This is a genomic window from Nocardia heshunensis (assembly GCF_054782115.1).
This window is the reverse complement of record NZ_BAAGTC010000009.1, coordinates 893,278-905,899: the sequence shown is the minus strand read 5'-3', so window position 1 is coordinate 905,899 and position 12,622 is coordinate 893,278. Positions and strand designations below refer to the sequence as shown.

At 66.9% G+C, this 12,622-nt stretch carries 13 protein-coding genes; 5 read left to right on the top strand and 8 right to left on the bottom strand.

Features of this window, described 5'->3' with window-relative positions:
- Positions 1 to 157 precede the first annotated feature (157 nt).
- The 3 genes from ACYVN4_RS32395 (at position 158) to ACYVN4_RS32385 (ending at position 2,766) form a co-directional block, all read left to right on the top strand.
- The gene (locus tag ACYVN4_RS32395; protein ID WP_460726791.1) at positions 158 to 1,768 is read left to right on the top strand and encodes an LCP family protein; all 1,611 of its coding nucleotides are present in this window, start codon (positions 158 to 160) and stop codon (positions 1,766 to 1,768) included.
- A gap of 77 nt (positions 1,769 to 1,845) precedes the next feature.
- Positions 1,846 to 2,358 carry a peroxynitrite isomerase gene (locus ACYVN4_RS32390; protein WP_460725777.1) on the top strand — a complete coding sequence of 171 codons (513 nt, stop codon included), beginning with the start codon at positions 1,846 to 1,848 and terminating at the stop codon, positions 2,356 to 2,358.
- 207 nt (positions 2,359 to 2,565) lie between these two features.
- A complete protein-coding gene (locus ACYVN4_RS32385; RefSeq protein ID WP_460725776.1) occupies positions 2,566 to 2,766 on the top strand; it encodes a hypothetical protein in 201 nt (66 codons plus the stop codon).
- A gap of 25 nt (positions 2,767 to 2,791) precedes the next feature.
- Here ACYVN4_RS32385 and ACYVN4_RS32380 read toward each other — a convergent pair whose 3' ends face one another.
- The 6 genes from ACYVN4_RS32380 to ispG all read right to left on the bottom strand — a co-directional run bounded on the left by ACYVN4_RS32380 (position 2,792) and on the right by ispG (position 8,873).
- Complete coding sequence (locus tag ACYVN4_RS32380) at positions 2,792 to 4,579, bottom strand: penicillin-binding transpeptidase domain-containing protein (protein ID WP_460725775.1); 1,788 nt, start codon at positions 4,577 to 4,579, stop codon at positions 2,792 to 2,794.
- Between the two features lie 87 nt (positions 4,580 to 4,666).
- Complete coding sequence (locus ACYVN4_RS32375; RefSeq protein ID WP_460725774.1) at positions 4,667 to 5,530, bottom strand: GNAT family N-acetyltransferase; 864 nt, start codon at positions 5,528 to 5,530, stop codon at positions 4,667 to 4,669.
- Positions 5,531 to 5,612: 82 nt separating this feature from the next.
- Positions 5,613 to 5,957 carry a hypothetical protein gene (locus tag ACYVN4_RS32370; protein WP_460725773.1) on the bottom strand — a complete coding sequence of 115 codons (345 nt, stop codon included), beginning with the start codon at positions 5,955 to 5,957 and terminating at the stop codon, positions 5,613 to 5,615.
- Positions 5,954 to 6,334 carry a hypothetical protein gene (locus tag ACYVN4_RS32365; protein ID WP_460725772.1) on the bottom strand — a complete coding sequence of 127 codons (381 nt, stop codon included), beginning with the start codon at positions 6,332 to 6,334 and terminating at the stop codon, positions 5,954 to 5,956. Before ACYVN4_RS32365 ends, ACYVN4_RS32370 begins: the two co-directional genes overlap by 4 nt.
- Positions 6,331 to 7,614, bottom strand: a complete 1,284-nt coding sequence (locus tag ACYVN4_RS32360) for an amidase domain-containing protein (RefSeq protein WP_460725771.1) — start codon at positions 7,612 to 7,614, stop codon at positions 6,331 to 6,333. Before ACYVN4_RS32360 ends, ACYVN4_RS32365 begins: the two co-directional genes overlap by 4 nt.
- 125 nt (positions 7,615 to 7,739) lie before the next feature.
- Entirely contained in the window at positions 7,740 to 8,873 is a 1,134-nt protein-coding gene (gene ispG, locus ACYVN4_RS32355) for a flavodoxin-dependent (E)-4-hydroxy-3-methylbut-2-enyl-diphosphate synthase (protein WP_460726789.1), read from the bottom strand.
- A 207-nt stretch (positions 8,874 to 9,080) separates the two neighbouring features.
- Here ispG and ACYVN4_RS32350 point away from each other — a divergent pair, with 207 nt between their 5' ends.
- Positions 9,081 to 9,770 carry an endonuclease V gene (locus ACYVN4_RS32350; RefSeq protein ID WP_460725770.1) on the top strand — a complete coding sequence of 230 codons (690 nt, stop codon included), beginning with the start codon at positions 9,081 to 9,083 and terminating at the stop codon, positions 9,768 to 9,770.
- On the opposite strand, the gene ACYVN4_RS32345 is transcribed toward ACYVN4_RS32350, so the two are convergent.
- Together ACYVN4_RS32345 and dxr are read right to left on the bottom strand one after the other, a co-directional pair.
- A complete protein-coding gene (locus ACYVN4_RS32345) occupies positions 9,754 to 10,959 on the bottom strand; it encodes a M50 family metallopeptidase (protein ID WP_460725769.1) in 1,206 nt (401 codons plus the stop codon). The two genes, ACYVN4_RS32350 and ACYVN4_RS32345, sit on opposite strands and share 17 nt — an antisense overlap.
- 22 nt (positions 10,960 to 10,981) lie before the next feature.
- Positions 10,982 to 12,145, bottom strand: coding sequence for a 1-deoxy-D-xylulose-5-phosphate reductoisomerase (gene dxr / locus ACYVN4_RS32340; RefSeq protein WP_460725768.1), 1,164 nt, complete (start codon positions 12,143 to 12,145; stop codon positions 10,982 to 10,984).
- A 169-nt stretch (positions 12,146 to 12,314) separates the two neighbouring features.
- Between dxr and ACYVN4_RS32335 the strand changes: the two genes are divergently transcribed.
- Entirely contained in the window at positions 12,315 to 12,599 is a 285-nt protein-coding gene (locus ACYVN4_RS32335) for a DUF2631 domain-containing protein (protein ID WP_460725767.1), read from the top strand.
- The last annotated feature ends 23 nt before the right edge of the window (positions 12,600 to 12,622 follow it).

Here is a 12,622-nt window from a genome sequence, read left to right as displayed (position 1 = left end):
ACGGGAGAGCCATCGGGCGATCGTGGACCCGGTGACGACACCGTTGCGGCCTTATCAGGAGACGCCCAAGCAGGAGACACCGCGGCAGGAGCGGCCCAAACCGGAAGCGGCGAAGCGGGGAGGGGCTCGGCGGCGGCGGAAGGAGCCGTCGCGGCGGATGAGCCGGGCTCTGCTCGCCGGGCGCGGATCGGTGGTCGCGGTCACCGCCGTGGTGTTTCTGGCCACCGGGTTCGGGTGGCACGAGTACGGCAAGGCGATGGCCGGGGTGATCACGACCCACATTCCGGGCCTGGACAAGCCGGCCGGGGGTAAGAAGGACGATCAGAACATTCTGATCATGGGGTTGGACAGTCGGCTGGACGAGCGGGGCAATCCGCTGCCGCAGGATATGTACGACGCCATTCACGCCGGGGACGACAGCGTCGGCGGATACAACTCGAATGTGCTGATCCTGCTGCACATTCCGGGCGACGGGTCGAAAGCCACCGGCATCTCCATTCCCCGCGACGACTACGTGACCCTGGATCCGGCCTCCTGTACCTACAGCAGCCCCTGCAAGGGGAAGATCAAGCAGGCCTACGGTTTCGCCTACGAGAAGGAAAAGGAGAAGCTGCAGGCGGCGGCCGCCAAGTCCAGCGGCAAATCCCTCACCGCGATCCAGACCGGGCCGGTCGACGAGGACCTCGAGCAGCAGGCCCGCAATGCCGGTCGCGTGGCCGAGATCAGCACGGTGCGTAGCTTTCTCGGCAACAACGTGCAGATCAACAACTCCGTGGAAGTGACACTGGCCGCGTTCTTCCAGATCGCGCAGGCCGTGCAGCCGATCACGGTGTGCCTCAACGAGCGCACCCAGGATTCGTTCTCCGGCGCGGATTTCCAGAAGGGCAGCCAGGAGATCGACGCCTCGCAGGCGATGGCGTTCGTGCGGCAGCGGCGCGACCCGGACGAGTCGCTGAACTTCACCGACCTCGACCGCACCCGCCGCCAGCAGGCGTTCATCGTGTCGCTGGCGCACAAGCTCAATGACAACGGCACGCTGTCGAATACGGGCACGCTGCAGAAGCTGCTCGAGGTCGCCAAACAGAACATGTGGTTCGACGACTCGCTGGATCTGATGGACTTCGTGCATCGCGCCACCGGGCTGATGTCGGGCGGCATGTCGTTGTTCACACTGCCGGTCAAGGACTTCGGGCAGGACGATCAGGGCGAGGACATCAACATCGTCGACCTGGACGAGATCCACGGCATCGTCAAGGGCCTGCTCACCCCGGCGAACGGGTCGACCCCGGCCACCACGGCGGCAACCCCCACCCCGACCACCATCCCCGGCGCGGCCGCGGTGACGGTGAACGTGACCAACGACTCCGGCAAGACCGGTCTGGCCGGGAAGCTCGAAACCGCGCTGGCGGCAAAGGGCTTCACCCAGGGTTCCGTCGCCACCGGCTCGGAGCACAGTGCCAGCGCACTCAACTACGGTCCCGGCGCCGACGCCGCGGCGAAGGCCCTGGCCACCCAGCTGGGCCTGACCGCCACCAAGAGCAGCGACCTGGACAACAACACCATCCAGCTGGTGGTCGGCACCGACGCCCTGTCGTCGGGCCCGATCGCCGACCTCGCCGCCACAGTCCCCGACACCTCCACCAGCGCCGCGCCCACCTCGACCACGCCACCGCCCGCCCCGGTCGCGGCCACCGCCACCGGCGACAACGCTCCGGCACCGACCGATCTGTCCACCATGGACGCGGGCGGCATCCCCTGCGTGAAGTGACCGGAGATCCAGTCCCCTTTCCGTAAATACCGGGCGGCGGGTGCGTCGAGCGCCCGCCATGATCGGCCGGGCGCACTATGCTGGCCGCCGTGCTCGAGTCTGAAACCCCCGTGGCCCCCCACCCCGATATCGCCCACCTCGCCCCGCTGCTGGGCACCTGGCGCGGTCGCGGACAGGGGGAATACCCGACCATCGAATCGTTCGAGTACCTCGAGGAAGTGCACTTCGGCCACGTCGGCCGCCCCTTCCTCACCTACCGGCAGCGCACCCGCGCCGCCGACGGCAGCCGGCCCATGCACAGCGAGACGGGCTACCTGCGTGCCACCGGACCCGATCGCATCGAGCTGATCCTCGCGCATCCCACCGGGATCACCGAGATCTGCGAGGGCCGGTTGGTCAACGAGGAGGGCGAGCTGCGCCTGGAACTCGACTCCACCTCGATCGGCATGAGCAGCAGCGCGAAATCGGTGACCGCACTGGGCCGGACCATCACCGTCGCGGGCGACACCCTCGAGTACTCGCTGCGAATGGCGGCGGTCGAGCAACCTCTCACCCACCATCTGGCCGCCACCATGCAGCGCGCGAATTGACGGTGAACTTCCGGTAGCAAACTCCGCCGTGACCTGCTGCCCCCTCTTTTGAGGGGTCCGCGGTAACGCTGCGATGCCTTGATTCGACATAAGTGACCGATTAACGTTTCTTGCATTGGCAAACAGTCAGCCAACCCTAATGAGCCACGGACAACCGAATTACACAGTTCGGGTTTCCGCACTCGTCCCCAAACAAGGGAGAGGGATATGAAGCGCTCGGCCCTTTTGCTCCTCACCACCGCAGGCATGATTCTCGCGGGCGCGGGTGTCACCGAAATCCTGGGCGACGGGTCCGCGGACGGGCCACCCGGCAAAGTATTGGCACAGCAGCGCTTCGTCACCGATTCATTAGGTCAACTACATCCGGCCACCTGCCTGCGCGACGACACGGCATTCGGCGACCGCTGAGGTTCGAACAACCCGGCGGCAGTGGTCAGTAGCCCGAAGGCAGTGCCGTGAGCATGTCCCGCGTGACCGCCACCGCATTGTCCGAGCTCCCGCCGCGCACCACCAGCGTGGCCCACGCCAGATCACCGCGATAGCCGATGAACCACGCGTGCGAACCGCCGTCCACCTCGGCCTCACCGGTCTTGCCGTAGACCTCACCCTGATCGACGATGCGCTCGGCCGTACCGCCGAGCACCACCTTGCGCATCATCAACCGCAATCCGTCGATCACCTCCGGGCGCAGCTGCGGACGATCACCCGAGACCTTGGTCTGATGGCCCGCGATCAAATACGGCACCGGGGTCGACCCGTGCGCGACCGTCGCCGCCACCAACGCCATCCCGAACGGGCTGGCCAACACCTTGCCCTGGCCGATGCCGTCCTCGGCGCGCTGCACCAGCTCGTCGTCGGCCGGGACCGAACCCGACACCGTCGGCAGGCCCGCCACCGTGTAGTCCGGGCCCAGCCCCAAAGCCGAAGCCGCCGTGCGGAGATCCTCGCCGCTCAACTCCGAGGCGATCTTGGCGAAGGATGTGTTGCAGGATCGCTCGTAGGCGGTCGCCATGGAGACGGTGCCGACGCTGAAGAGGTTGTAGTTCGGAATCGTGCGCTCCCCCACCACGATCTGACTCGGGCACGGGACCGAGGTGTCCGGGGTGGCACTGCCGGTGGTCATGGCCGCGGCGGCGGTCACCGTCTTGAAGGTCGAGCCCGGCGGGTAGAGGCCGGTCGCTGCGACCGGGCCGTCCTTGTCGGCCTCCTCGTTCTGCGCGATGGCCAGGATCGCACCCGAGGACGGCTGCACCACCACCATCATGGCCTGCTCGGTGCGGGCGTCCACCGCACGCTGCGCGGCATTCTGGACATTGCGGTCGACGCTCAGCGAAAAGGACGGGGAGGTTTGCGGATCGACCTCGGTGAGCACGTCGGTGTCCACGCCATTGGCGTTGACGGTGACCACACTCCAGCCCGCCTTGCCGTCGACCTCGTCGATCACCGTCTTGCGGACCTGCGTCATCAGGTCCGGGGCGAAGCGCCGGTCGGTGGGGACCAGATCGAATTCCTTGCTGAAGGTGACGCCCGACAGGCCCAGCAGCTCCGAATTGACCTGGCCGAACTCCCATTCCGAGAGCAGGGCCGTGGTGTACGCGCCGTCGGCCTTGCGGGCGGTGCTCAGCAGCGAGTCGGGGGTGAGGTGTTCGTCGAACTGCCGCAGGGTGTTGGCCAGCGTGCCCGCGACGCCACGCGGATCCTTCGACGCGGACGGTTTGAACATCACCCGGTACAGCGAACCAGGCACCAGCACATCGCCGCCGGAGCGTTCGTTCACGCGGGCGCGCGGGGCCGGGGTCGAACGCAGTTGCAGCGTCTGGGTATTGCCGAGTTGCGGGTGGATGTCGGCGGCGCTCCAGCGCACCTGCCAGCGGCCGTCGGTGCGGGTCATCTGCAACTGGCCCTTGTAGGTCCAGACGCGGTCCTTGGGCATGTGCCACTCGTAGGTGTAGTCGACCACGGCGGTGTCGCCGGTGACCCGGGCGTCGCCGGTGCTGGCCACCAGTTTCTCTGCCTGCAGCTGATCCCACGCGGAAGCCAGTGCGGCACCGGCCTTTTCGGGTTGACTGGTGCGGTCGGCGGCGGCCTGCACATCGTGGTTGCCGAAGTCGGAGACGAAGGCTTCGGCCGCCTGCGCGGCCCCCGGCGGCGCCGTCGAGCAACCGGCCGCGGCGAGGCCGAGGGCGGCGGCGATCAGCGTGGTAAGGACCCGAGTTGACATCGGGACAGATGCTAGAGCCAACTACTGGCAAACCGGTGCGACACACAGCACCGGAACGGATTTCACGCTCACATCACAGGATTGGCGTCAGTCCAGCAGCACGGTCGCGAAGGTGGCGATCTGGCGGAAGCCGATCTTCTTGTAGGCTCGACGCGCAACTTCGTTGTAGCAGTTGACATACAGGCTGGCCGTGCGCCCGGAGGAAACCACGACATTCGCGACAGCGGCGGTGCCCGTGGTGCCGTACCCCTGACCCCGCTTGTCCGGATGCACCCACACCCCTTGGATCTGCCCGGTCCGCCGCGACAACGCCCCCACCTCGGCCTTGTACACGACTTCGCCGTCCTCGAAACGCGCCCAGGCCCGGCCGGATTCGATCAGCCCCGCCACCCGGCGGCGATAACTGCGCCCGCCGTCCCCCGTGCGCGGATCGATGCCGATCTCCTCGGTGAACATGGCGACCGCGGCCACCATGTACCGGTCGACCTCCTCGGGCCGTACCCGCCGCACCCGCAGATCCGGCCCGACACTCGCGGGCCGCTCCAACGCCAGCAGCGGTTGATCCTCCCGTAGCTCCCGCGGCGGCCCCCAGTGCTCACCCAGCAACTCCCACAGCGGCAATGCCAGCTCGCGCCGCCCCACCACCGACGAACACATCCGAGGGCCCTTGATCGCCCGCTCCGCGAACGCCTTCAAGTCTTCGCGACCACCCCGCAACGGCACCAGATTCGCCCCCGAGAAGCACAACGACTCCCCCGGCCCACCCCGGCTCCACAGCTCCCCGTACACCCCGCGCGGATCCAATCCGAACTCCTGCAGGCGTGCGGCGACCATGCACGTCGCCACGGGATCGGCGTCGAGCACCCTCAGAACTTGACTCAAATCGCGGTTCGCAAGCTGACGGGCCCCGGCCACCCGGCCCCGGCGAGCAGGCTCCAGCACACTCCGCACGCTCACAGCCTGCCAGAACTTCCCCACCCGCGCCGCCCGATTGCCCCCAACCGCCCACCCACCAGCGGAAACCCGCCCGCCATCAGCGGCCGGGAAGCGCATCTTTCGTCTGCCCGTTCAACGCGCTCACTTCCCGCAGGAACCCGGCGTTGTCGGCATCCGTGGTCTGGTAGGTCGCGGCCGCCGCGATGATCTGCTGGGCGTTGGTGTCGAGGTCGGTGATGAAACCGTTCATCTCCGTGTGGAACTTCCCGGCGAACTCCACCAGCTTCGCGCCGCTCGCGAATCCCGGATTGTCGCTCGCCGCGGTGGCTGGGGAATCGAAATACTGATTCGTCTTGGCGAGCGCGGCGGTCGCCATATCGGCCAATTGGCTTCCCGCAGCGCTGACTTTGGCGGGTTCGATGGACAGATCGTCGTCACTCATTGATTCGCGTGCTGCTCTTTCAAGGTCGGGCAGGGTTCTTCGGGAATCGGTTTGTTGTTGGTCTCGAGGCCGCCCCACACGGTGAGCAGATAGAGCCCGACGACCGCGCACGCGGCCAGCAGTCCTACGGCGATCCATCGGGCCCGACCGGATCGGGTTCGAAACGCGACGAGTACCGCGGTGACCACGGTCAGGACGAAGACTGCGGTGATCACGTACAGGTAGGTGCGTTCGGCCGGGTTGTACGGCCCGATCACACAGGTTTCGCCGTACCAATGGCCGGTGCGCGCAATGACGATGCGGATGCGCAGCGCGATCAGCACGACCGTCGCCACCAGCGCGGCGGCCGGTAGCGCGAGCCAGCGGCCGGACCTCACCAGGTCGCCTTCGGCTGCACGATTTCGATGTTCTGCTTGCCCAGATCCGATTCGAATTCGGGTAGTCGACCGTAGAGCGGATAGTTCTTCGCATCGCCGGAATGCTGGGTGTACAGAATCTGCCCGTCCGGCAGCACCCCGGTCACGATGACCGTGTGGTGCACCTCGTTGGGATGCGGATTACCCGGGGTATCGGCACCTTCGTAATACATGACGTCCCCGGGCTTGGCTTTGTCGGGAGAAACCACCTGACCGCCGTTCTTGACGAAGAAATCGCGATTGCCTTGTGCGCCACCCCACGTCGGAGTGTGCGACCACCCGGGCGGAGTGATGTCGTCACCCTCGCCGTTGGAGCCGTCGCTCCAGCCGTTCTTGTCGAAATGGCGTGGGATCAGCCCGAAGTCGCTCTCCTTCTCCGGCATTCCACCACCGTACTTCAGCGCGTCGGAGGCGAAGTTCGTGCAATTGTCCTTGTCGACCCAGTCCAGCCGGGAGTTGTTCCAGTTGTCGAGGGCGTAGCGCACGGTGCCGACGGAGCTGTAGCCGAGATCCGCGCGATCGAGTTCCTTCTTCACCGAGTCCGGGATCCCGGGTAGGTCGTAAAGCTCTACGGGACAGGCACGTTCGAGGTCGAACTGTTCCTGCGGGGTGAGCTTGTTCCACCACTGGGCGGTCTGATCCGCGCTCAGTCCGTCCGGGAGCGTGTCGCGGATTTCCTCCAGGGCCTTCTTGGTGTTGTCGGCCTGAATCTTCTTCGCGTCGTCGATCGAGGTCGTGGTGATGTCCGCGCCGAGGGCGGCGGAAAGGGCTTGCAGGCACAGCGTGTCGGCCTGGGTCGCGGCCTCGATGGCGTCGTTGATCAGGCGCTGGGCATCGCTGCGGTACTTCGCCATTTCGGCGACCTCGTCACGAGAGCGGTGCGCGGGCGCGGAGACCGCGCCGGTGACCGGATCGACGGTGAGCCCGGCCCCTTCGGCGATATCGATGCCGTTGCGCAGCTCGTTCTGCGCGATCTGCACGGCATGCGACAGAGTGTCGAGCGGATCGACCGCAGCCCGGCCGAGGATCGAGGCGACCTCGGCCCGATTCGCCACCTGCGTCAGCACCTCGCGGGCCCGACCGTAGGCGGTACTCGTCCAATGCTCGTCGAGGGGTTTCACCCCGTTGTCGTGGATGTCGTCCTTGATCCGCTCGCATTGTTTGGCCGCCGCCAGCAGGTCGTCCGCCGCGGTCGTCCAGGATGCCGGTTTCGCGTCGCGTAGCTCAGCGAAGGTGACCATCGATCCCCCGAGGGTTCGCCAGTGTTGATCTTCGCTGACCCTAACACGAACGAGACCTCTTGCACGGCAATGAAATTGGCCCGGACCTCGGCAAATGCCGAAGCCCGGGCCATTACTTCTGGGGGCTAGCCCGCGGTGACGACGGGTGCGCCGCTCTCGGTGGTGTCGCCCATTTCCTCGGCGAGGCGCATGGCCTCCTCGATGAGGGTTTCGACGATGAGGTGTTCGGGGACGGTCTTGATCACTTCGCCCTTGACGAAGATCTGGCCCTTGCCGTTGCCGGAGGCGACGCCGAGGTCGGCTTCGCGGGCCTCGCCGGGACCGTTGACGACGCAGCCCATGACGGCCACGCGCAGGGGGACTTCCATGCCCTCGAGGCCCGCGGTGACCGCGTCGGCGAGGGTGTAGACGTCCACCTGGGCACGACCGCAGGACGGGCAGGAGACGATTTCGAGCTTGCGGGGACGCAGGTTCAGCGACTGCAGGATCTGGGTGCCGACCTTGATTTCCTCGGCGGGCGGCGCGGAGAGGGAGACGCGGATGGTGTCGCCGATGCCCTCGGAGAGCAGAGCGCCGAAAGCCACCGCGGATTTGATGGTGCCCTGGAAGGCGGGACCGGCTTCGGTGACGCCTAGGTGCAGGGGGTAGTCACACTTGGCGGCTAGCTGACGGTAGGCCTCGACCATGATGACCGGGTCGTTGTGCTTGACCGAGATCTTGATGTCGCCGAAGCCGTGCTCCTCGAACAGCGAGGCTTCCCACAGCGCCGACTCGACCAGCGCCTCGGGGGTGGCCTTGCCGTACTTCTCCATGAGTCGCTTGTCGAGGGAGCCGGCGTTGACGCCGATGCGCAGCGGGATGCCCGCGGCGCCGGCCGCCTTCGCGACCTCCTTGACGCGGCCGTCGAATTCCTTGATGTTGCCCGGGTTCACGCGCACCGCGGCACACCCGGCGTCGATGGCGGCGAAGATGTAGCGCGGCTGGAAGTGGATGTCGGCGATCACCGGGATCTGTGATTTCTTGGCGATGGTCGCCAAGGCGTCCGCGTCCTCCTGACGCGGGCAGGCCACGCGCACGATGTCGCAGCCGGACGCGGTGAGTTCCGCGATCTGCTGCAGGGTGGCGTTGATGTCATGGGTCTTGGTGGTGGTCATGGACTGGACCGAGACAGGGAACTCACTGCCCACTCCGACATTGCCCACCATCAGCTGGCGCGTCTTGCGCCGCGGTGCGAGGACGGCCGCCGGTGCGGCCGGCATCCCCAAAGCGATGGCACTGCTCACGATCGGCTGCCTACTTTCGACTAAGTCCTCACCCTTACCGGCTCCGAGCTTACCGAGGCTCGAATACCGGTCGCCCTGTGACGGCGGCGACAAGGGTACCCGGGCCGGATGCAGGACTCGGAATCGGCCGGGGCCTACAGTTCTTATTCGTTGCAGATGACGCGAAGGTTTACGGTACGAATTGTGAAGGTAGCGAAACCCGATTCGTGGCCGACCAGCCCCGAAGCGGCTGCGGCCCTGCAAGATCTACTGCGCCCCCAGGTGATCGCCGCCAACCCCCGGCCACCGGATTTCCGGACGGTAGCGGGGCTTGACTCGGCGTACGACGACGACGGCAACGTGGTCGCCGCCGTCGTGGTGTTGGACGCCACAACTTTGGAGACCGTCGAGGTCGCCACCGCGCAGGGGCACACCGATTTCCCCTACGTGCCGGGCCTGCTCGCCTTCCGGGAGTTGCCCACCACCCTCGACGCGCTCGAAAACCTCACTGTCACACCCGATCTACTGATCTGCGACTCCCAGGGCCTGGCCCACCCCCGCCGCTTCGGCTTCGCCTGCCACATCGGGCTGCTCACCGGGATCCCCACCCTCGGCGTCGCCAAGAACGTCTGGGGCGACTACGAGGAGCCCGGCCGCGAGCGGGGCAGCTCCAGCGTGCTCACCATCGACGGCGACCCGGTGGGCCGCGCCCTGCGCACCCGCACCGATGTCAAACCGGTCTTCGTCTCGATAGGTCACCTCATCGACCTGGAAACCGCCTGCGCCCAGGTGCTTTCCCTGACCCCGGAGTTCCGTCAGCCCGAGACGACCCGCCGCGCCGATCGCATGTGCCGGGATCTGTTGCGCGACATCGCCGCTACGGGAACAGCTTGACCGGGTTCACGATGTCGGCGACCAGGGTGAGGATCATGTACGCGCCACCTATCACGACGACGACGTAGGTGGCGGGCAGCAGCTTCAGGTAGTCGACGGGAGCGCCGTCGGGCAGGCCCTTGCGGTTGCGGAACAGGTTGCGCAGCTTCTCGAACAGGACGACCGCCATGTGGCCGCCATCCAGCGGCAGCAACGGCAGCAGGTTGAACGCGCCCAGGAAGAAGTTCAGGCTGGCCAGGGTCAGGATGAACATCGACCACAGGCCGTGCTGCGCGGTCTCGCCGCCGATCTTGGACGCGCCGTAGACGCTGACCGGGGTCTCCGGGTCGCGGACGCCGCCGGTGACGGCGTGCCACAGGTCGACGACCTTGGACGGCATCTTGGCCAGGGATTCCACGGTGCGGACCGCGATCTGGCCGGTGAACGCGCCGGACGCAGGGATCGCGGACAGGATGTTGTAGTGCCGCGGCGCGTAATAGTCCTGCTGCACACCGACCTTCGCGACGGTCTTGGGCGTGCCGTCCTTCTTGTCGTAGACGGTCGCCATCTGCGGAGTGATCTCCGCCGTCATCGTCTGGCCGTCACGCTTGAAGGTGTAGGTGAAGGTGCCCGTCTGCTTCTGGGTCTGGACCTGGAAGTCCTTCCAGGTCTTGATCTCCACGTCACCGACCTTGGTGACCTGGTCGCCGGGCTGCAGTCCGGCGAGCGCCGCCGGGCTGTCGCCGGTGCACGGCAGCAGCGTCAGATCCTTGGGATTCATGTTCGAGACGCAGCCCAGCTTGCCGATCTGAGTCTCCGGCGGCTGGTCGAAACGCGGCAGCCCCCAGCCCACGGCCAGCACCACGATCAGGATGTACCCGATCAGGAAGTTCATCAGGATGCCGCCGGACATGACCAGCATCCGCTTCCAGGTGGCCTGGCGGTACATGGCCCGGTCGAGTTCCTCGGGTTCGAGTTCGTCGAGGGCGGTCATGCCCGCGATATCGCAGAACCCGCCCAGCGGCAGCGCCTTGAGACCGTATTCGGTCTCACCGCGCCGCCACGAGAACACCTTGGGTCCGAAGCCGATGAAGTAGCGGCGCACCTTCATGCCGGTGGCCTGCGCGGTCCACATGTGGCCGCATTCATGGAGGGCGACCGAGGCCGTGATCCCGAGGGCGAACAGTACGAAGCCGATCGCGTAGCCCATCCGGTTCGAAACCCTCCTGCTGTCAGCCGCGCACGATCGTGCGTGCGGTGTCACGCGCCCACGTATCGGCCGCGAGCACCTCGTCCAAGCTACCGGGTTCGGCACTCCAGCGGTCGGCGGACTCCACGACGCGCGCGACGGTGCGCACGATATCGGGGAATCGGATGAGGCCGTCGAGGAACGCTTGCACCGCAATCTCGTTGGCGGCGTTGTAGACCGCGGTCACACAGCCACCGGCGAGTCCGGCGCGCCGGGCGAGTTCGACGGCCGGGAAGACCTCGTTGTCGACCGGTTCGAAGGTCCAGGTGGAGGCGGTGGAGAAGTCGCAGGCTGCCGCCGCGCCGGGCACCCGGTCCGGCCAGCCCAGGGCCAGCGCGATGGGCAGTTTCATATCGGGCGGGCTGGCCTGCGCCAGCGTCGAGCCGTCTTTGAAGGTGACCATGGAGTGCACGATGGACTGCGGGTGCACGGTGACGTCGATGTCCGCGTAGGGGACGCCGAAGAGCAGATGCGTCTCGATCAGCTCGAGGCCCTTGTTCACCAGCGACGCCGAGTTGAGCGTGTTCATCGGGCCCATGGACCAGGTCGGATGGGTCTTGGCCTCGGCCGGATTCACCGATTCCAGCATCTCGGTGCTCCAGCCGCGGAACGGCCCGCCCGAGGCGGTGAGCACGAGTTTCGCGACCTCGTCGGCGCGCCCGCCGCGCAGGCACTGCGCCAGCGCGGAGTGTTCGGAGTCGACCGGCACGATCTGGCCGGGCTTGGCCGCGCGTGTCACCAATGAGCCACCGGCGACCAGAGATTCCTTGTTGGCCAGGGCAAGTCGCCGCCCGGACTCCAGGGTGGCCAGCGTCGGTTCCAGGCCCAGCGACCCGACCAGCGCGTTGAGCACCACGTCCGCGTCGGTGCGCCGCACCAACTCGGTCGCGGCGTCCGGGCCCGCCAGCGCCACACCGAGTTTCGCCGCGGCGGCCGGGTCGGCCACCGCCACGTTGGTGGTGCCGGTGGCCGCGATCTGCGCCGCCAATAGTTCGGTGTTCCCCCCGCGCGCGGCCAGACCCACCACTTCGAAACGGTCGGGGTTGGCCGCGATCACCTCCAGTGCCTGCGTACCAATCGAACCGGTGCTGCCCAGCAGCAGAACTCTCACAACGTCGGACACAGGGCCATTGTCTCTTGACACCATCGACACCGTTGCCCGGCCCTGCACGCGGGCGACACGCCCTTGCTCGGCGGGGGTTTCCGGGGCTTGCCCCGGAGAGTTACGAGAGTTGTCCCTCCCCCTGGTCGCTACGACAGCGGGTCGTATGTCACGATATTGGCCAGCAATCGATTCGAGCCGTAAAGGAGCCAAAGTGGCCGCCACGGAACTGGAACCCGCGCACCCGAAGGATGTCGTGACCAAGGTCGACACCGCCGAGGTTCCGTCCGCCGCGTGGGGCTGGAGCGGTGAATCGCGCCGGACCGCCCGCGCCGCCGGTTGGGTCGTCGTCGTGATCCTGCTGGGCATGCTGTTCGAGAACCAGCAGGGCAGCTCGTCGGGCAGCGGCAATGTCGGTTACATCTTCCTGGTGCTGTTCGCGATCGGGCTGGCGTTCATCCTGATTCGCGACTCCATCCTGTCGCGCCGCCCGCGCTAGAGCTGTCGCGAACGTCGCGCTCG

Bases quoted from the DNA above. Each gene is read 5' to 3' on its own strand.
- ACYVN4_RS32395 (WP_460726791.1), top strand. From the start codon at position 158: ATGAGCCGGGCTCTGCTCGCCGGGCGCGGATCGGTGGTCGCGGTCACC.
- ACYVN4_RS32390 (WP_460725777.1), top strand. From the start codon at position 1,846: ATGCTGGCCGCCGTGCTCGAGTCTGAAACCCCCGTGGCCCCCCACCCC.
- ACYVN4_RS32385 (WP_460725776.1), top strand. From the start codon at position 2,566: ATGAAGCGCTCGGCCCTTTTGCTCCTCACCACCGCAGGCATGATTCTC.
- ACYVN4_RS32380 (WP_460725775.1), bottom strand. From the start codon at position 4,579: ATGTCAACTCGGGTCCTTACCACGCTGATCGCCGCCGCCCTCGGCCTC.
- ACYVN4_RS32370 (WP_460725773.1), bottom strand. From the start codon at position 5,957: ATGAGTGACGACGATCTGTCCATCGAACCCGCCAAAGTCAGCGCTGCG.
- ACYVN4_RS32360 (WP_460725771.1), bottom strand. From the start codon at position 7,614: ATGGTCACCTTCGCTGAGCTACGCGACGCGAAACCGGCATCCTGGACG.
- ispG (WP_460726789.1), bottom strand. From the start codon at position 8,873: ATGCCGGCCGCACCGGCGGCCGTCCTCGCACCGCGGCGCAAGACGCGC.
- ACYVN4_RS32345 (WP_460725769.1), bottom strand. From the start codon at position 10,959: ATGGGCTACGCGATCGGCTTCGTACTGTTCGCCCTCGGGATCACGGCC.
- dxr (WP_460725768.1), bottom strand. From the start codon at position 12,145: ATGGTGTCAAGAGACAATGGCCCTGTGTCCGACGTTGTGAGAGTTCTG.